At 65.1% G+C, this 18,484-nt stretch carries 17 protein-coding genes; 7 read left to right on the top strand and 10 right to left on the bottom strand.

Going from position 1 to position 18,484, the window contains the following annotated elements; translation table 11 throughout:
* Positions 1-9: 9 nt before the first annotated feature.
* Positions 10-2,022 (bottom strand): TonB-dependent receptor, encoded by a 2,013-nt coding sequence (locus ACVRRC_RS06950; protein ID WP_239329985.1) that lies wholly within the window; start codon positions 2,020-2,022, stop codon positions 10-12.
* Positions 2,023-2,246: 224 nt separating this feature from the next.
* Here ACVRRC_RS06950 and ACVRRC_RS06945 point away from each other — a divergent pair, with 224 nt between their 5' ends.
* Positions 2,247-2,471, top strand: a complete 225-nt coding sequence (locus ACVRRC_RS06945) for a DUF3203 family protein (RefSeq protein WP_011912425.1) — start codon at positions 2,247-2,249, stop codon at positions 2,469-2,471.
* 134 nt (positions 2,472-2,605) lie between these two features.
* Here ACVRRC_RS06945 and putP read toward each other — a convergent pair whose 3' ends face one another.
* The 3 genes from putP to ACVRRC_RS06930 all read right to left on the bottom strand — a co-directional run bounded on the left by putP (position 2,606) and on the right by ACVRRC_RS06930 (position 8,532).
* On the bottom strand, positions 2,606-4,090 hold the full coding sequence (gene putP / locus ACVRRC_RS06940) for a sodium/proline symporter PutP (RefSeq protein WP_472996788.1): 1,485 nt from the start codon (positions 4,088-4,090) through the stop codon (positions 2,606-2,608).
* Between the two features lie 261 nt (positions 4,091-4,351).
* Positions 4,352-7,513 carry a bifunctional proline dehydrogenase/L-glutamate gamma-semialdehyde dehydrogenase PutA gene (gene putA, locus ACVRRC_RS06935; protein ID WP_472996787.1) on the bottom strand — a complete coding sequence of 1,054 codons (3,162 nt, stop codon included), beginning with the start codon at positions 7,511-7,513 and terminating at the stop codon, positions 4,352-4,354.
* A gap of 263 nt (positions 7,514-7,776) precedes the next feature.
* Positions 7,777-8,532, bottom strand: coding sequence for a helix-turn-helix domain-containing protein (locus tag ACVRRC_RS06930; RefSeq protein ID WP_017245692.1), 756 nt, complete (start codon positions 8,530-8,532; stop codon positions 7,777-7,779).
* 156 nt (positions 8,533-8,688) lie between these two features.
* Here ACVRRC_RS06930 and lon point away from each other — a divergent pair, with 156 nt between their 5' ends.
* From lon to cmoB, 4 genes are all read left to right on the top strand, one after another.
* Positions 8,689-11,064: an endopeptidase La gene (lon, locus tag ACVRRC_RS06925; RefSeq protein ID WP_013982089.1), complete on the top strand. Its 2,376-nt coding sequence runs from the start codon at positions 8,689-8,691 to the stop codon at positions 11,062-11,064.
* A 128-nt stretch (positions 11,065-11,192) separates the two neighbouring features.
* Entirely contained in the window at positions 11,193-11,597 is a 405-nt protein-coding gene (locus ACVRRC_RS06920; protein WP_017245691.1) for a protease inhibitor I42 family protein, read from the top strand.
* Positions 11,598-11,662: 65 nt separating this feature from the next.
* Positions 11,663-12,406 (top strand): carboxy-S-adenosyl-L-methionine synthase CmoA, encoded by a 744-nt coding sequence (gene cmoA, locus ACVRRC_RS06915; RefSeq protein WP_061374162.1) that lies wholly within the window; start codon positions 11,663-11,665, stop codon positions 12,404-12,406.
* Positions 12,403-13,365 carry a tRNA 5-methoxyuridine(34)/uridine 5-oxyacetic acid(34) synthase CmoB gene (cmoB, locus tag ACVRRC_RS06910; RefSeq protein WP_049325610.1) on the top strand — a complete coding sequence of 321 codons (963 nt, stop codon included), beginning with the start codon at positions 12,403-12,405 and terminating at the stop codon, positions 13,363-13,365. The genes cmoA and cmoB overlap by 4 nt, the downstream gene beginning before the upstream one ends.
* Positions 13,366-13,384: 19 nt before the next feature.
* On the opposite strand, the gene ACVRRC_RS06905 is transcribed toward cmoB, so the two are convergent.
* Positions 13,385-13,657, bottom strand: coding sequence for a hypothetical protein (locus ACVRRC_RS06905; RefSeq protein ID WP_231099676.1), 273 nt, complete (start codon positions 13,655-13,657; stop codon positions 13,385-13,387).
* A gap of 138 nt (positions 13,658-13,795) precedes the next feature.
* Between ACVRRC_RS06905 and ACVRRC_RS06900 the strand changes: the two genes are divergently transcribed.
* Together ACVRRC_RS06900 and ACVRRC_RS06895 are read left to right on the top strand one after the other, a co-directional pair.
* Positions 13,796-14,746 carry a LysR substrate-binding domain-containing protein gene (locus ACVRRC_RS06900; RefSeq protein WP_011912417.1) on the top strand — a complete coding sequence of 317 codons (951 nt, stop codon included), beginning with the start codon at positions 13,796-13,798 and terminating at the stop codon, positions 14,744-14,746.
* Positions 14,731-14,937, top strand: a complete 207-nt coding sequence (locus ACVRRC_RS06895; RefSeq protein ID WP_061374109.1) for a DUF2905 domain-containing protein — start codon at positions 14,731-14,733, stop codon at positions 14,935-14,937. Before ACVRRC_RS06900 ends, ACVRRC_RS06895 begins: the two co-directional genes overlap by 16 nt.
* A 56-nt stretch (positions 14,938-14,993) precedes the next feature.
* Here ACVRRC_RS06895 and pdxJ read toward each other — a convergent pair whose 3' ends face one another.
* From pdxJ to ACVRRC_RS06870, 5 genes are read right to left on the bottom strand one after another with little or no spacing between them, the layout of a single operon-like run.
* The gene (gene pdxJ / locus ACVRRC_RS06890; protein WP_019407281.1) at positions 14,994-15,740 is read right to left on the bottom strand and encodes a pyridoxine 5'-phosphate synthase; all 747 of its coding nucleotides are present in this window, start codon (positions 15,738-15,740) and stop codon (positions 14,994-14,996) included.
* Positions 15,733-16,422 (bottom strand): DNA repair protein RecO, encoded by a 690-nt coding sequence (gene recO / locus ACVRRC_RS06885; RefSeq protein ID WP_013982084.1) that lies wholly within the window; start codon positions 16,420-16,422, stop codon positions 15,733-15,735. Before recO ends, pdxJ begins: the two co-directional genes overlap by 8 nt.
* Before the next feature lie 48 nt (positions 16,423-16,470).
* Positions 16,471-17,382 carry a GTPase Era gene (era, locus tag ACVRRC_RS06880; protein WP_013982083.1) on the bottom strand — a complete coding sequence of 304 codons (912 nt, stop codon included), beginning with the start codon at positions 17,380-17,382 and terminating at the stop codon, positions 16,471-16,473.
* Positions 17,375-18,064: a ribonuclease III gene (gene rnc / locus ACVRRC_RS06875; protein WP_013982082.1), complete on the bottom strand. Its 690-nt coding sequence runs from the start codon at positions 18,062-18,064 to the stop codon at positions 17,375-17,377. Before rnc ends, era begins: the two co-directional genes overlap by 8 nt.
* Entirely contained in the window at positions 18,061-18,438 is a 378-nt protein-coding gene (locus ACVRRC_RS06870; RefSeq protein WP_011912411.1) for a DUF4845 domain-containing protein, read from the bottom strand. Before ACVRRC_RS06870 ends, rnc begins: the two co-directional genes overlap by 4 nt.
* Positions 18,439-18,484: the final 46 nt, after the last annotated feature.

The following is an 18,484-nucleotide window of genomic DNA, read 5'->3' as shown; positions in this document are numbered from 1 at the left end:
ACCGTGCCGTCAGAACGCCAGGCGCACGCCTACGGTCAGGTTGCGACCGGGCAACAGCACCTCATCCTTGATGAACGAGGTGTGCTGACGGGCCTTCTCGTCCAGCAGGTTGTTCGCCTTGAGATAGAGCAGGTAGTCGGTCTGGCTCAGCGAGCCGCTGTAGCCGAGGCTGGCACCGAGCATGTTGTAGCCGCCGGTTTCGGTTTCGTAGTCGGCCAGGTCGTCCTGACGCTGCACGCGATAGAACTCCAGTTGACCATTGAGCGCCGGGGTAAAGCTCTGGTCCAACCGCACGCCGAGGCGATCGGCGGGAATGCGCGGCAGGTCGCCACCGTCCCCGCGAAGCTTGCCGCGCACGTGGTCGCCGAACAGAGTGAACGCGGTGGCGTCGGTGGCCTGGAAGCGCACCTCCCCTTCCGCGCCGGTGAGCACGGCGTCCTGCTGACGGTATTCGATCTCGCGGTAACCGCCGCCGATGTCGTTGCCGGTGTCGGCGGCATAGATGAAGTCATCCACCTCGTTGCGGAAAACGCTGAGGCTGAAGGTGGTACGGCCGGCGAACTTGCGCAGGGTGACCTCGGCGTTGTGGGAGGTTTCCTCTTTCAGATCGACGTTACCCAGCTCGACGGTGCGGGTCGCCGCATGCGGGCCGTTGGCGTAGAGCTCCTCGGCACTGGGCAGGCGCTGCGAACGGGTCAGCGAGAAGCCCAGCGAGTATTGCGGAGCGAAGGTCCAGACCGCGCCGGCGGACATCGAAGTGCCGCTGTGGTCGGTATCCGGGCGGCCATCGGCATCGATGTCCTGCCATTCGTGACGCAGGCCGAGTTCGTAGCGCCAGGCGCCGGCGGTGTATTCCTCCAGCAGGAACAGACCGTGGTTGCGGGTCAGCGTCTGCGGCACGTAGGCCTCCTCGCCGAGGGCTTCGAAGTCGCGACGCAGGGTCTGTGCACCGAGCACGCCACGCCAGCCGAACAGCGGCTGATGGGTCAGCTCCAGGCGGGCATCGGTGGCGTCGTTGTTGAAGCGAGTGCCCACTTCCCCGCCTTCGATCTCCTTGTGCTGGTAATCGCTGTGGCCGACACGCAGCCGTGCCAGTTCAAAGCCCGGCAGCGGATCGCTCAGCTCGCCGCGCAGATCCCAGCGCTTCTGCCGCATGTCGACGTAGGGCACGCTGCCGTGTTCGTGGTCGTGATCATGGTCGTCGTCATCGTGGCCGCCGCAATGCCAGTCGCTGCCGTGGGTGTGGCAATCGGCGTGCTCGTGGGCCAGCAGCCCGTAGCGGTTGTTCTGCTCACCGTAGGCGGCGCCGATGTAGCCACGCTCGCCGATGAAGCTGGCGCCCAGGTTGAAGCTGTCGGTGTCGTTGTAGGAGCCTTCCTGCTTGTTCGGCGAGCCGGGGATTTCATAGGGGTCGGCCTGACGCTTGGTACCCTCGGCGCGGACGGCGTAGTTGCCGCTGCCGGCAGTGATGCCGAACACCCCGGCACCTTCGTTGGCGGCGCTGTTGGCGCGTAGCTCCAGCTCGCCTTCGTAGCCCTTCTCCGGGACGCGGGTGGGTATCTTCTTGTCGATCACGTTGACTACCCCGCCGATGGCGCCGCCACCGTAGAGCAGGGTCGCCGGCCCCTTGAGCACCTCGATGCGCTCGGCCAGCAACGGCTCGCTGGTCACCGCGTGGTCGGGGCTGATGGTGGAAGCGTCGAGCAGCTCGACGCCATCGCTCAGCACCTTGACCCGGGCGCCATCCAACCCGCGGATCACCGGACGTGCCGCGCCGGCGCCGAAGCTGCTGGAGCGCACGCCCGGCAAGCTTTCCAGGGTTTCGCCCAGTGTCGCTTCACGGCGCAGCACCAGCTCATCGTTTTCCATCACGGCGACCGGGGTGGTCATCTCATGGCTCTGCTTGGCCAGGCCGCTGGCGCTGACCACGACGGATTGCAGTTCGACCGGATCGGCGGCCCAGGCAGCCGGAACCAGAGCCAGGCTGATCGCCCAGGCCAGGGGATGACGCTTCAGTTTCATGTGATTCTCCAGACAGTGGCGGTTGCCTTCCGAGGCAACCGAAGAGGCTGTGCGCCGGCATCGGGACACGAGCACCGGCATGCGGGGCGAGAATCTAACATGTTATATCGTAACGTTTCAGTCTGTTTTTCCCTGGCAGCCACAACCGATGCCACTCGTACGTGGTCCAAACGAAGAGGCCGTGCGAGCCGCGTGCGGCTCTGGATTGCTTCGGGAGGTAGATCATGACCGTCGACATCGACACCACCACCGGCACCTGCTGCGTGGTCATCAACGGCAACACGCACCGCAGCGCCCTGATGGACGTGCGCATCACCACCGATCCAGAGGCACGCATGTCGGTGATGAACATCGACGGCACCAGCATCCATGTGCCGGAGGACGAAGCCGAACATCTGATCGCCGCCGGCGCGGTGGACGATCGCTCCAACCTGGTGGCAGACGACTAGGCCCAGGCCAGAAAACAAAAACCCCGGCTAGCCGGGGTTTTCTGCGAGTCGGTGGCGATCCATCCGGGCGGGCTCAAATGGGGCCTGCCTTGCCATCCTCTATTCGCGCAGCGAGCGCGCACCCACTCCGGTCATCAACCGGCGTGGTAATCCGCATCCGCCTCTTCGAAGCGCTTGACGATGCTCGGCGCCGGGTCGGCGCCCAGCTTGCTCACCACCACGATGGCAATACTGGCGAGGATGAAGCCCGGGATGATTTCGTACAGGCCCAGGCCGATGAACTCCTTCCACACCACCACGGTGACCGCGCCCACCAGCATGCCGGCCAGCGCGCCGTTGCGGGTCATGCGCTTCCACAGCAGCGAGATCAGCACCACCGGACCGAACGCTGCACCGAAGCCGGCCCAGGCATAGGACACCAAGCCCAGCACCTTGCTCTCCGGGTTGGAGGCGATGCCGATGGCAATCAGGGCGATCAGCAGCACCATGCCGCGGCCGACCCACACCAGTTCGGTCTGCGAGGCATGCTTGCGCAGCATGGCCTTGTAGAAGTCCTGGGTCAGCGCACTGGAGCTGACCAAGAGTTGCGCACTGAGGGTGCTCATCACCGCCGCCAGCACGCCGGAGAGGATGATGCCGGCCACCCAGGGGTTGAACAGGATCTTCACCAGCTCCATGAACACCCGCTCGCCGTTCTGGCTCACCGCACCGGCCTGGTCCGGGTGATCGGCGAAGTAGGCGATGCCGAGGAAACCCACCGCCACGGCACCGGCCAGCGTCAGGATCATCCAGGTCATGCCGATGCGACGGGCGTTGGGAATGGTCTTGATCGAGTCGGCGGCCATGAAGCGCACCAGGATGTGCGGCTGGCCGAAGTAGCCCAGGCCCCAGGCCAGCAGCGAGATGATGGCGACAAAGGACAGCCCGCGGAACATGTCGAAGTTGGCCGGGTTCTGCGCCTCGATGGTGGCCATCACGGTGCCCATGTCACCAAGGGCGAGGATGACAAACAGCGGCGTGATCAGCAGCGCGAAGATCATCAGCGTGGCCTGCACGGTGTCGGTCCAGCTCACCGCCAGGAAGCCGCCGATGAACACGTAAAGGATGGTCGCCGCAGCGCCGACCCACAGTGCGTATTCGTAGGGCATGCCGAAGGTGGACTCGAACAGCCGCGCGCCCGCCACCACGCCCGAGGCGCAGTAGATGGTGAAGAACACCAGGATCACCAGCGCGGAGAAGATCCGCAGCATGCGGCTCTCGTCCTCGAAGCGGTGCGAGAAATAGTCCGGCAGGGTCAGCGCGTTGTGGTTGTGCTCGGTGTGCACGCGCAGGCGACCGGCAACGAACAGCCAGTTGAGCCAGGCGCCGATGATCAGGCCGATGGCGATCCAGCTTTCCGACAGGCCGGCGACGAAGATCGCGCCGGGCAGGCCCATCAGCAGCCAGCCGCTCATGTCCGAGGCGCCCGCCGACAACGCGGTGACGAAGCTGCCGAGGCTGCGCCCGCCGAGGATGTAGTCGGAGAAGTTCTTGGTGGCGCGGTAGGCGATGAAGCCGATCAGGATCATCGCGGCGATGTAGATCAGAAAGGTGATCAGCGTGGGTGTACTGACGCTCATTGTGAATCCCTCGTTAGTTGTTGTTCGGCGGAGCGCGAGCGAACCCGCGTGCCACCTTGGCAGAGGGCGATGGCGAAAGCGGCCATCACCGGCGACAGGCCCAAACCGGGCCCGTCAGTGGCGGAAGAGCGTCCGCCAACTGTCCAATTTGTTGTTGTACGCCGGCTGCTGGGACAGCCGGGTTGATGTCATGCGCGGGTTGCGGCCGAAGCCAGCCCCCGCGGTTACACGCCGACGCCCCTGCGGGCGTCAACAACCCGCTCAGTCGTCGCCGAGCGACAGCAGCGAGGCGTTGCCGCCCACAGCCGTGGTGTTGGTCGAGGTGGTGCGCTCGTTGGCGAAGCGCAGCAGGTAGCTCGGGCCGCCCGCCTTCGGGCCGGTGCCGGACAGGCCACAGCCACCGAACGGCTGCACGCCCACCACCGCACCGATCTGGTTACGGTTGACGTAAAGGTTGCCGACCCGCGCCAGACGCTCGATGCGTTCGGCGGTTTCCTCGTTGCGGCTGTGCACACCGAGCGTCAGGCCGTAGCCGGTGCCATTGATCGCCGCGACGACCTTTTCCAGGTCCGCCGCGTCGTAGCGCGCCACATGCAGCACGGGGCCGAAATGCTCCTTCTTCAGCTGGTGGATGCCGTCGATCTCGAAGGCCACCGGCGCCACGAAATGGCCGTTGAGCCCCTCCGGCAATCGGGCTTCGGCGATCAAGCGCCCTTCGCTCTTGAGCTGCTGGATATGCGCCAGCAGGCCTTCGCGCGCCTCCTGATCGATCACCGGGCCGATGTCGTTCTCACGCAGATGGGTCGGCCCCACCCGCAGCTCGGCCATGGCACCCTTGAGCAATTCGATAACGCGGTCGGCGATATCACGCTGCACGTAAAGCACGCGCAACGCCGAGCAACGCTGGCCGGCACTGGTGAAGGCCGAACCGACCGCGTCCTTGATCACCTGCTCGGGCAGCGCCGTGGAGTCGACGATCATCGCGTTCTGCCCGCCGGTCTCGGCGATCAGCGTGGCGATGGCGCCCTCCTTCTCGGCCAGCTGGCGATTGATGATGCGCGCCGTGTCGGTGGAACCGGTGAAGCACACACCGACCACCCGCGGATCGCGACAGAACACAGCACCCAGGGTGGCGCCATCGCCCGGCAGGAAGGCGATTGCCTCCTTCGGCAGGCCGGCTTCGAACATCAGCTGCAGCGCACGGGCGGCGATCAGGCTGGTCTGCTCGGCCGGCTTGGCCAGCACAGTGTTGCCGGCCACCAGGGCCGCGGTGATCTGACCGAGGTAGATCGCCAGCGGGAAGTTCCACGGGCTGATGCAGACGAACACGCCGCGGCCTTCATGGAACAGCTCGTTGCGCTCGCCGGTCGGGCCTTTCAGCTCTTCGCGGCCGAGCTTCAGGCGTGCCTGCTGGGCGTAGTAGCGGCAGAAATCCACCGCCTCGCGCACCTCGTCGATGCCATCCTGCAGCGACTTGCCGGCTTCCACCGTACACAGCGCCATCAGCTCGGCACGGTGTTTTTCCAGCAGATCGCCGAGACGCTCGAGCACCGCCGCGCGGTTCTCCACGGGTGTCGCGTTCCAGGTCGGCCAGTAGGCGGCCAGCCGCTCGACCGCCTGGCGTGCCTGCTCGGCGCTGGCGAACTGGGCCTGGCCGACGACCTTGTTCAGGTCATAGGGGCAGCGTACCTCGGACGGCGCACCGGCCAGGGTCTGCCCGCCGATCACCGGCGCGGCCTGCCATTGACGATCGAGGAAAGGTTGATAGGCGCTGGCCAGTTCGTTCCATTGTTGTTGGATGTTCATGTTGATCCCTTGGGAGTTCTTGCGATTGCCGTACAAGGCCGGCGGCAGCGGAATGCGCGGGTTGCCCAGCGCGGCGAACCTGCGCAGCTGGCTAACCGGGTGATCGATCAGCGACTCGACCGGCACGCGCGGATCGACCAGCTGATGGACGAAGGACGAGTTGGCACCGTTCTCCAGCAGGCGGCGCACCAGATAGGGCAGCAGGTCCTTGTGGGCGCCGACCGGCGCATAGATGCGCACGTGCTTGCGGTACTTCTCGATCACCGTGTCGTACAGCGCATCGCCCATGCCGTGCAGGCGCTGAAACTCGAATTCGCGCGGCTGCGCCGCCCGCTCGGCCATGTCCAGGATGCAGCTGACGGTATGCGCGTTGTGGCTGGCGAACTGTGGGTAGATCACGCCGCGGGTGTGCTCGGAGAGCAGGTAGCGGGCGCAGGCGAGGTAAGACGTATCGGTGCCTTCCTTGCGGGTATAGACCGGGTAACCGTCCAGCCCCTGGACCTGGCACTGCTTGATCTCGCTGTCCCAGTAGGCGCCCTTGACCAGGCGCAGCGGAATGCGCGCGTCCAGCTCGCGGCCCAGCAGTGTCAGCCAGACAAGCACCGGCAGGCAGCGCTTGGAATAGGCCTGGATGACCAGGCCGAACTCGCCCCAGCCGGCGATAGCCGGATCACGCATGAGCTTCTCGAACAGTTCGAGCGACAGCTCCAGGCGGTCGGCCTCCTCGGCATCGATAGTGATACCGACATCCAGGCGGCGGGCCAGGATGGCTAGCTCGCGGACGCTGGCGAACAGCTCGTTGAGCACCCGATCGCGCTGAGCGACTTCGTAGCGCGGGTGCAGCGCCGACAGCTTGATCGACACCGAAGGTCGTGGCCCCGGCCCGACCTGCGGCTCGGCGCCCACGGTTTCCACGGCCTGGCGGTAGTCGGCCATGTACTTGGCGGCGTCTTCAGCGGTCAGCGCGGCCTCGCCGAGCATGTCGAAGGAATAGGTGTAGCCCTTCTCCCGCTCCGGTCGGCCGTTCTTGAGGGCTTCTGCGATGGTGCGACCGAGCACGAACTGCTTGCCCATCAGCTTCATGGCCTGGTTCATCGCGGCGCGGATCACTGGCTCGCCGGAGCGCTTGAGCAGGCGGCCGATGACGTTCTTCGGCCGGCCGTCGGCAGTCTCCGGATCGACCACCTTGCCGGTCATCACCAGGCCCCAGGCAGCGAAGTTGACCAACACGTTGTCGCTCTGGCCCAGGTGGCGCTCCCATTCAGCGGCATTGAGCTTGTCGCGGATCAGCGCATCGGCGGTCGCCGCGTCCGGTACGCGCAGCAGCGCTTCGGCCAGGCACATCAGCATCAGCCCTTCCTGGGTATCGAGGCTGTACTGGCGCAGCAGCGCATCAAGGGTGTCGACCGCGTTGTCACGAGCGCGCACGGCTTCGATCAGCGTGCGCGCTCGTTCGCGAATGGCGGCGATGCCTGCCTCGCCTGGATCGGCGAGCTGCAGCAGTTCAGTGAGATAGGCCGCCTCGTCAACGCTGTAGTTGGCGCTGATGGCGGGAAAGAATTCTGCTGCTGTCTGGTTGGCGAAGGCGCCATCCAGCACGTGACCGGCCTTGAACATGCGCCGCTCCTCTTTTGAGTTGTGTCTGCTTATAGGTCTAGTCCACGGCCGGGCTGATGATGCAGCACAAGACGATGAGCCAGGTCGGGAAGCGGAATGTAGGGTCAGCGCGTCGAGCCGTTCTTACGCAAAACTACGGAAGTTTTGCGAAAAACTCCGATAGGGAAAGGCGGAAAAGCTGTGGTAACAAAAGCGCACCAGGATGGCGCAGGAATATCTGCGTAATCTCTGACCGGCGCGAAAACAGGGCGATCCAGGACCGATCAGCGATCCGACTTGCGCAGCCCGCGAGGGGTCAGGCCGAGGTAGCGGCGGGTGGCCGTGGTCAATGCGCTCTGACTGGAGAAGCCGCACTCCTCGGCGATGCGCACCAAGGGCAGCGGCGTCTCGCGCAGCAGGCGCGCGGCGCGATCGAGGCGGGCCTTGAGCAGGTACTGGTGCGGGGTGAGGCCGACGCTGTCCTTGAACTGGGCGTGAAAATGGCTGGGGCTCAGGCAGACCACCTGGGCCAGCTCGGCGACCGTGATGCGCCGCGCCAGATTGCTCTGGATGTGGCTGTCCAGTCGCTGCAGATCCAGCGGGCCGGCCGGACGCTGCTGGGCTTCGCCGAAAAGCCGCAGGTGCAGTGCCCGTAACAACACGCCACCCAGCGCGCGGGCCAGCAGCGGATCGCTGCCGTAGCGCGCCAGCTCGGCACCGGCGTACGCCAACAGGTTCTGGAAGTCGGCATCCAGCGCCGGATAGCGCGGCGCCTCGAACAGGCGCGCCAGCAGTTCGGGATCTTCGGTGCCGACTTCCTGCTCGTCCAGGTCGATGATCAGCATGCGGTTGTCGCCCATGCCGGCGAAACCATGATCGGCATCCCCCGGCACCAGGCAGGCGCGCATCCGGCACACCTCCCCGCCCGAGCCGTTGACCTCGAATTCCGCACGACCGGCCAGCGACATCACCAACTGGTGATAGTCGTGGGCGTGCTGGTGAGTCTGGTCATCCAGGCGAAGCAGACGGGCATTGAGCATGTGGGCACCTGAGGTTGGCAGCCGTCGCCGTTGATGAAAGACGCCGGCCAGTGCGCACTCTACCTAACGCCGGGGAAGGTGCCCACCCCGCGGCCGGGATTGAAATCATCCGGGGCACTACCCATCTAAGGAGCACGTATTCGCAACGGGTGCCGCATGAACGACGACATCAATCAGGATCAGGAAATCATCTCCAACGGCCTCGTGCTGCCTGACCAGCAGCAGCCGGACAAGCTCTACATCATCCCGGTGCACAACCGGCCGTTCTTCCCGGCTCAGGTGTTGCCGGTCATCGTCAATGAAGACCCCTGGGCCGAGACCCTGGAGCGCGTGGCCAAGACGCCGCACCAGCGGGTGGCGTTGTTCTTCGTCGACTCGCCGGTGCTGGACATGGCCACCTTCGACCCGGATAGCCTGCCGGAACATGGCACCATGGTCCGCGTACACCACGCCTCGCAGGAGGGAGGCAAGCTGCAGTTCGTCGCCCAGGGCCTGGCGCGGGTGCGCATCCGCGGCTGGCTGCGGCGCAAGCCGCCGTATCTGGTGGAAGTCGATTACCCGAAGAGCGACGAGGACCCGCGCGACGAGGTCAAGGCCTACGGCATGGCGCTGATCAACGCGATCAAGGAGCTCTTGCCACTCAATCCGCTGTACAGCGAGGAGCTGAAAAACTACCTCAATCGCTTCAGCCCCAACGACCCGTCGCCGCTGACCGACTTCGCCGCCGCGCTGACCACCGCGCCGGGCGCCGAACTGCAGGAAGTACTGGACACCGTGCCGGTCTTGAAGCGTATGGAAAAGGTGCTGCCGCTGCTGCGCAAGGAAGTCGAGGTCGGCAAGCTGCAGAAGGAGCTCACCGGCGAGGTCAATCGCAAGATCGGCGAGCGCCAGCGCGAGTTCTTTCTCAAGGAACAGCTGAAGATCATCCAGCGCGAGCTGGGCATCACCAAGGACGACAAAAGCGCCGACGCCGACGAGTTCCGCGCGCGCCTGGAAGGCAAGGTGGTGCCACCGGCCGCGCAGAAGCGCATCGACGAGGAACTGAACAAGCTGTCGATCCTCGAGACCGGCTCGCCGGAATACGCCGTCACCCGCAACTACCTCGACTGGGCCACCGCCCTGCCCTGGGGGGTCTACGGCAAGGACAAGCTCGACCTCAAGCGCGCGCGCAAGGTGCTCGACAAGCATCACGCCGGACTCGACGACATCAAGAACCGCATCCTCGAGTTTCTCGCCGTCGGCGCCTTCAAGGGCGAGATCGCCGGCTCCATCGTGCTGCTGGTCGGCCCGCCGGGCGTGGGCAAGACCAGCATCGGCAAGTCCATCGCCGAATCCCTCGGCCGACCGTTCTACCGTTTCAGCGTCGGCGGCATGCGCGACGAGGCGGAGATCAAGGGCCACCGCCGTACCTACATCGGCGCCCTGCCCGGCAAGCTGGTGCAGGCGCTCAAGGATGTCGAAGTGATGAACCCGGTGATCATGCTCGACGAGATCGACAAGCTCAGCAGCAGCTACCAGGGCGATCCAGCATCGGCGCTGCTGGAGACCCTCGACCCGGAGCAGAACGTCGAATTTCTCGACCATTACCTGGACCTGCGCCTGGACCTGTCCAAGGTGCTGTTCGTCTGCACGGCCAACACGCTGGACTCGATCCCCGGCCCACTGCTCGACCGCATGGAGGTGATCCGCCTGTCCGGCTATATCGCCGAAGAGAAGCTGGCAATCGCCAAGCGCCACCTGTGGCCGAAGCTGCTGGACAAGACCGGCGTGCCGAAGGAGCGCCTGGCCATCAGCGACAGCGCCTTGAAGGCGGTGATCGAAGGCTATGCCCGCGAGGCCGGTGTACGCCAGCTGGAAAAGCAGCTGGGCAAACTGGTGCGCAAGGCGGTGGTCAAGCTGCTGGAAGATCCGCAAGCGGTGCTGAAGATCACGCCGAAGGATCTCGAAAGCTACCTCGGCAAACCGGTGTTCCGCAGCGAACAGGTGCTCTCCGGCGTCGGCGTGATCACCGGCCTCGCCTGGACCAGCATGGGCGGCGCCACGCTGCCGATCGAGGCGACGCGCATCCATACGCTCAACCGCGGCTTCAAGCTCACCGGCAAGCTCGGCGACGTGATGAAGGAATCGGCGGAGATCGCCTACAGCTTCGTGACCTCGAACCTGAAGACGTTCAAGGGCGATCCGCAGTTCTTCGACCAGGCCTTCGTGCACCTGCACGTGCCGGAAGGCGCGACACCCAAGGACGGCCCCAGCGCCGGCATCACCATGGCCAGCGCACTGCTGTCGCTGGCACGCAACCAGCCGCCGAAGAAGGGCGTGGCGATGACCGGCGAGCTGACCCTGACCGGCCATGTGCTGCCCATCGGCGGGGTACGCGAGAAGGTCATCGCCGCGCGGCGGCAGAAGCTCTTCGAGCTAATCCTGCCGGAAGCCAATCGTGGCGACTTCGACGAGCTGCCGGACTACCTGAAGGAAGGGCTGACGGTGCACTTCGCCAGGCGCTTCGCCGATGTGGCCAAGGTGCTCTTCTGAGTAGAAACAGCCTGCGCGGGGCGGACGGTGCGCTTGCACAGCCGCCCTGCGCTCGCCGCACCCCTGACACGTCTGCAGCCGGACGCTTTTGGGCTATCCTTCCGGTTCCATTCCGACTGGTGCCGATCATGCCTTTCGACATCCCTCGCCTGCTGCTACCCACCAGCCTCGCCCTGCTGACCGCCTGCGCCGGCCAAGAGAGCGCACCGCCTTCGAGCGTGGTACTCAGCGACGATCGACGCTGCCCGCAGAGCCTGCAGAACGGTCAGCAGTTGATCGTCAGCCTGCCGAGCAACCCGACCACCGGCTATCGCTGGATCCTCCACGAGTCGGCCCCGGAGCAGCTGCGCAGTCTTGGGCCTGAAGTGTTCAGCAACCCGAAGGACGACATGATCGGCGGCGACGGGCTATCCACCTGGCGTTTCGAAGCGCGGCAGGCCGGCAGCGGTCGGCTCTACCTGACCTACCAGCGCCCCTGGGAGGCCGATGGCGAGCCGGCCGGGCTGTTCGATTGTCGGATCGAGGTGCACTGAGGCAGGGCCAGGCAGCCGCTTTCCGCTACAATGCCGCCCCATTTTTCCAACACGCCGCCGCCACCGTGAGTCACGATCCCGACCGTCTGTTCGCCCAGCCCCTAGCCCGTGTCCAGGACTTCGTCTTCAACGAGGACGTGGCACGGGTGTTCCCCGACATGATCAAGCGTTCGGTACCTGGTTACCCGACGATCGTTGAGAATATGGGCGTGATCGCCGCACAGTTCGCTCAGCCCAATACCCGCCTGTACGACCTTGGCTGCTCGCTGGGTGCGGTGACCCAGGCGCTGCGCCGGCATGTGAGTCAGGACAACTGCCAGGTGATTGCCGTGGACAACTCCACCGCCATGGTCGAGCGCTGCCGCGAATACCTGCATGCGCAGGACTCCATGTACCAGGAGCTGTTGCCGGTGGAGGTCCTAGAAGCCGACATTCTGGCCCTGGAGTTCCAGTCCAGCTCGCTGGTGGCGCTGAACTTCACCCTGCAGTTCATCGCCCCCGAACAGCGCCCGGCCCTGCTCGGCCGCATTCGTCAGGCAGTGGTGCCGGGCGGCGCGCTGATCCTGTCGGAGAAACTGCGCTTCGAGGACGACGAGGAGCAGCAGCTGCTGACCGACCTGCACATTGCCTTCAAGCGCGCCAATGGCTACAGCGAACTGGAGATCGCCCAGAAGCGCAGCGCCATCGAGAACGTGATGAAGCCCGATAGCCTGGAAACCCATCGCCAACGCCTGCTCGAGGCCGGCTTTTCCAAGGTCGTGCCCTGGTTCCAATGCCTGAATTTCGCTTCGCTGATCGCCCTGCCATGAATCTCGACCTCACTCCCCTCGCCTGGCGCCTGGCCGGCACACCACTCGCTGCCTGGGCCAACGACGTTCAACAGCAACTGGACGCCAAACTCGCCATCGGTCATGGCGATCTGCCGCGCTGGCGCCGGGCCGTCGATGCGCTACCGGCGCTGATGCCGACGCAGATCGAGCTGCGCGAATGTTTCCGCCTCGCGGCCCCCTGCGACGAAGCCACACGCCAGGCCACCCGCGAGGCGCTTATGGGGCTGTCGCCGTGGCGCAAGGGGCCGTTCGAGGTATTCGGCGTGCATGTGGACACCGAATGGCGCTCGGACTGGAAATGGGCCCGGGTCGCGCCGCATCTCGACCTTGCCGGCAAGCGCATCCTCGACGTCGGCTGCGGCAATGGTTACTACATGTGGCGCATGCTCGGCGCCGGTGCTGACAGCGTGGTCGGTGTCGACCCGAACTGGCTGTTCTTCTGCCAGTTCCATGCGATGAAACGTTACCTGCCAGAGCTACCCGCCTGGCACCTGCCGTTCGCCCTGGAAGACCTGCCACCCAAGCTCGAAGGCTTCGAAACGGTATTCTCCATGGGCGTGCTCTACCATCGCCGTTCGCCCGTCGATCACCTGCTCGATCTGAAGGACTGCCTGGTCCGCGGCGGCGAGCTGGTGCTGGAAACGCTGGTGGTCGAGGGCGACGAGAACACCGCGCTGGTACCGGAAGACCGCTACGCACAGATGCGCAACGTCTGGTTCCTGCCCTCGGTGCCGGCGCTGGAGCGCTGGCTGCGGCGGGCCGGCTTCGTCGACGTGCGCTGTGTGGACGTCAGCGTGACCAGCGTCGAGGAACAGCGCAGCACCGACTGGATGCGCTACCAGTCGCTACCGGATTTCCTCGACCCTCAGGACCACGGCCGCACCGTCGAAGGGCTGCCGGCCCCCATGCGCGCCGTACTGCTGGCACGCAAGCCCTGAGCATCTCGGCCTAATGATGTCAGGCGCCACGCTTGCGGCGCCGCCCCTCCACGAGTTGCCGCAGCGGCAGGCGCGCCCGTTCGAGCAACTGCTGGCGGCTCAGGTCGCGCTTGGCCAGCTCGGCGTCGTCCAGTCGCAACAACTGCCGATAACGGCTGCGCTGCCGCCACGCCCGGTACCAGTCATGCAGGCTGCGTTGCAGACCGAGCGGCCACATGGCCGGCATGTAGACGTCAGGAATCTGGGGCTCCACTGGCCGCCGTGATCGGATTTTGCGTGGCTCTGTAGACATGCTCACCTCCGTTTCGCTGGCCGTGGGCACGTCATGGATATGGCGGCCACGGGTTCACGAACAGGATGAGCGGACGCCCACTGTTCAAACAAACGACTAATATAAAAGCCTGCGTTCAAGATTATTGAATGGTGGCTCATGCTGGAACCATCCAACCCCGGTACGACTGCCCCGCTGCTGGAAAGCGACGTGCTACGCACCTTTGTCGCCATCGCCGAGAGCGGCAGCTTTACTCGCGCGGCCGGACAGATCTATCGCAGCACCTCGGCGGTCAGCATGCAGATCAAGCGGCTGGAAGATACCCTGGGCCGCCCGCTGTTTGTCCGTGAGGCTCGTCAGGTGCGCCTCACCCCCGCTGGGGAGACGCTGCTCGGCTACGCGCGGCGCCTGCTCAAGCTCAACGAGGAAGCGATCGCCCATTTTCTGCAGCCGGCGTTGCAAGGGCGTGTGCGTTTCGGCACGCCGGCCGATGTCGGCACACGCATCCTGCCCGGCCTGCTGGCGCTGTTCGCCCGCAGCCATCCCGGCGTGGAGGTCGACGTCTCGGTCGCCCGCAGCATCGACATGATCGAACGTATCGATGCCGGCGAACTGGATCTGGCGCTGATCACTACCGGCAATCTCGGGCAGGACGATTCGCGGGGCGAGCCGATCCACAGCGAACCTCTGGTCTGGGCCGGCCGCAGCGGCGGCGTCGCCGCGCTGCGCACGCCATTGCCGCTGGCGCTGGCCAGCCCGGACTGCGCCTGGCGCCGGCAGGCCCTGGACGCGCTCGACCGAATCGGGCGCGGCTACCGCATCGCCTACTCGAGCGAGCAGACCTCCGGCCAGGAAGCGGCGATGATCGCCGATCTGGCAATCGCGCCCTACCCGGCGAGCCTGGTCCGCCCGCCCCTGCAGCGGCTGGACGGGCAGTACGGGCTACCGCAACTGGGCGACTATCGGATCAACCTGCTGCGTGGTAGCAATCGCAGCGATGCGGTCGAGGTGTTGGCCGCCCAGGTGATTGCCGCCTTCGCCGAGTACCGCAGCCGTTTTGGCGGCCATCGCCCGGAAGCCAGCGAGGAACCGACATGGCACGCTGGATGATCCTCGCCGGGGCGGTGCTGCTCCTGCTCGGCGTCGCCTGGCAGTACTTCCCCTGGCTGCTGAACTGGTTCGGCCGCCTACCGGGCGACATCCGCATCGAGTCCGAACGCAGCCGGGTGTTCATCCCGATCACCTCGATGGTGATTCTCAGCCTGGTCCTGACCGTGCTGATCAACCTGTTCCGCCGCTGAACAGCGCCGTCCCCGCGGAGAGGACCGCGAATGGACCCTTCAGCGGACGGCTTGTCTCACCCTCGCGCTGCGGCGCTGAGGATCAGATGCTTCATTTCCTTGACCGCCTGCTTGAAGCCGACGAACAGCGCATGAGCGACGATGGCGTGACCGATGTTCAGCTCATTGACACCACGGATGGCGGCGATGGCTTCGGCGTTGTGGTAGTGCAGACCATGCCCGGCATTGACGATCAGCCCGTGGCTGAGACCGACCTCGACACCGTCGCGAATCCGCGCCAGTTCGCAGGCACGTTCAGCCACGCTGTGAGCATCGGCATAGCGACCGGTGTGCAGTTCGATGGCCGGCGCACCGACCCGGGCCGCCGCCTCGATCTGCAGCGGATCGGCATCGATGAACAGCGAGACTTCCGCACCGCAGCCGCGCAACCGCTCCACCGCCTCGCGAATGCGCGCCTCCTGGCCGGCGACATCCAGACCACCCTCTGTGGTCAGCTCCTGGCGGGTTTCCGGCACCAGGCAGACATGCTCCGGCCGCAGCTGCTCGGCAAAGGCCAGCATCGCCTCGGTGACACCCATCTCGAAATTCATGCGCGTCTGCAGGGCGTCCTTCATCATCAGCACATCGCGCTCCTGGATATGTCGACGGTCCTCGCGCAGGTGCACGGTAATGCCGTCCGCGCCTGCCTCTTCGGCGTCCAGCGCGGCCTTGACCGGGTCCGGATAGCGGGTGCCGCGGGCCTGGCGCAGGGTAGCGACATGGTCGACGTTGACACCGAGCAGGATTCGATTGGCTTCAGTCACGCGGGGACTCCTTCAGATTCATGAACAGTTCGCGGCTAACCAGCGGTCGGCCGCCCAGATGCGGTGCCAGAGCCTGGCGCATCAGCCGCTTGGCGGCGGCCAGCGCGCCCGGCACCTGCCAGTCGGCCTCGGCCATCGCGAGAAGTTCCGCGCCATTGAACAGCCCTGGCTGGAACCCCACAACCGGCTCCAGGCCGGCGTCCGGCACCAGCCGATACAGCCGCTGCGCGTCGATCGGCTGACCGGCGATATCGATGTCGAGGGCAAAACCATAGCCCAGCTCGTCGAGCAGTCGCCATTCGAAGGCCCGCAGCAACGGCTCAAGCGGCCGGTGCTCGGCCAGCGCCGGCAGAGTCGCGACGTAATGCTCGAACAGTGCAGGGTGCGCGTCCTCCGCCGGCAGCAGGCGGATCAGCAGCTCGTTGAGGTACATGCCGCTGAACAGCGCCTGGCCATCGAGCCAGTGGGCGGGCCCGGCACTTTCCAGGCGGGCAACGGTCTTCAGTTCTGACTTGCCGCGCAGTTCGACTTCCAGCGATACGAACGGGCGGATCAGGCTGCCGGCCTTGCCCCGCGCCGCACGCATGACGGCGCGCAGCCGCCCCTGCGGAGTGAACAGGTCGACCAACGCGCTGCTTTCCTTGTACGGACGGCTGTGCAGAACGAATGCAGGCTGGTGCATGGCGGCCCAGGGGGTGCGCAATGCGCACGGGTGAGTGCGAAGAGGCTGTTACTGATAGCCCAGCGAATGCAGTGCGCGCTCGTCGTCGGACCAGCCGCCCTTCACCTTGACCCACAGGTTGAGCATGACCTTGGAGTCGAAGAGGACCTCCATGTCCTTGCGCGCTTCCTGGCCGATGCGTTTGATGCGCTCGCCCTTGTCGCCGATGATGATCTTCTTCTGCCCGTCGCGCTCGACCAGAATCAGCGCGTGGATGTGCAGCACGTGGCCTTCCTGCTTGAAGTCCTCGATCTCGACGGTGATCTGGTACGGCACCTCGGCGCCAAGCTGACGCATGATCTTCTCGCGCACCAGCTCGGCGGCAAGAAAGCGGCTGCTGCGGTCGGTGATCTGATCTTCCGGGAAAAAGTGCTCGCCCTCGGGAAGGCGCTCGGCCACCAGCTGTTCCAGGGTTTCCAGATTCTGCCCGTGCTGCGCAGAGATCGGCACGATCTCGGCATTCGGCAGCTGCTCGGCCAGCCAGCGCAGGTGCGGCAGTAGCTCGGCCTTGTCCTCGATGCGGTCGGTCTTGTTGACGGCGACGATCAGCGGTCCGGTGACGTATTGCACGCGCTCCAGCACGGCCTGGTCTTCATCGGTCCAGCGGGTGCGGTCGACGACGAAGATCACCACGTCGACATCCTTTAGCGCCGAGGCCGCGGTGCGGTTCATGTAGCGGTTGAGCGCGGTCTCGCCATTCTTGTGCAGACCCGGGGTATCGACATAGACCGCCTGCACGCTGCCCTCGGTCTTGATGCCGAGCATGTTGTGACGGGTCGTCTGCGGCTTGCGCGAGGTGATCGCCAACTTCTGCCCGAGGATGTGGTTGAGCAAGGTGGATTTGCCGACGTTCGGCCGGCCGACGATGGCGACATAACCGCAACGGCTGACGTCTTCGGATTGTTGCTGCTCGTCAGTCATGTCCATTCTCCACGCCCAGGGCGATCAATGCGGCTGCTGCGGCAACCTGTTCGGCAATGCGGCGACTGGCGCCCTGCCCATGAGTTTTGTCGTTGAGCAAGGCCACCTGGCATTCGACGAAGAACGTGCGGCAATGCGGTTCGCCCTGGATGTCCACCACTTCGTAGCGCGGCAGCTCACAGGCACGCGACTGGAGAAACTCCTGCAGGCGGGTCTTGGGATCCTTGTTGGTGTCCACCAGCGTCAAGCCCTGCAGCTCGTTGGCCAGCCAGGCGATAACCCGCTCACGGGCGACATCCATGCCGGCATCGAGATAAATGGCGCCGATCAGCGCCTCGAGGGTATCGGCCAGAATCGATTCGCGGCGGTAGCCACCGCTCTTGAGTTCACCGGAGCCGAGACGCAGGTGATCACCAAGCTCGAAGCCGCGTGCCAGCACGGCAAGCGTCTCGCCCTTGACCAGCCGGGCCCGCAGCCGCGACAGCTGGCCTTCACGGGCCTGCGGAAAATGGTTGAACAGCGCCTCGCCAGCAACGAAGTTGAGGATGGCGTCGCCGAGAAACTCCAGACGCTCGTTGTTGCGTCCGGCATAGCTGCGATGGGTAAGGGCCAGGAGCATCAGCTCCTGGTCCTTGAATTGATAGCCGAGCTTGCGCTCGAGGCGGGCTAACGAAGTGCTCACGGCATCCTTAGGCGATATTCTTTGTCGAAGTTCGCCACCAGATCGAGATTGCGGATCAGCGGCTCGCGTTTTTCGTACTTCAGGTGTGCCCTGAATTCATTGTTCTGGATCTCGACCTTCAGCGCTTCCTTCAGATCGATATTCTGGATGCCGTTGACCTGCATCCCCTTGCTGACATGACTATAGAACTCCCCGACGCTGCGAATCTCAAGCGCTTCGTCGGTTTCCACGGACTGGATGATCTTGTCCATGGACATGTAGTCGAAATAATGCGGGAACATCTTGAACCCGGTGCTGGCCACAAACGCCACAACCGCCAGGAGCATGATCCAGCTCAGCATGGACAGCCCTTTTTGCGAACGCGCAAAACTCATGTCGACCTCTATGTCGTAACGATACCCACCGATCGGGGCAAGACAA

This window comes from Stutzerimonas sp. LR2, from assembly GCF_055755175.1.
The sequence above is the reverse complement of the archived record's forward strand: the minus strand, read 5'-3'. Positions and strand labels throughout refer to the sequence as shown.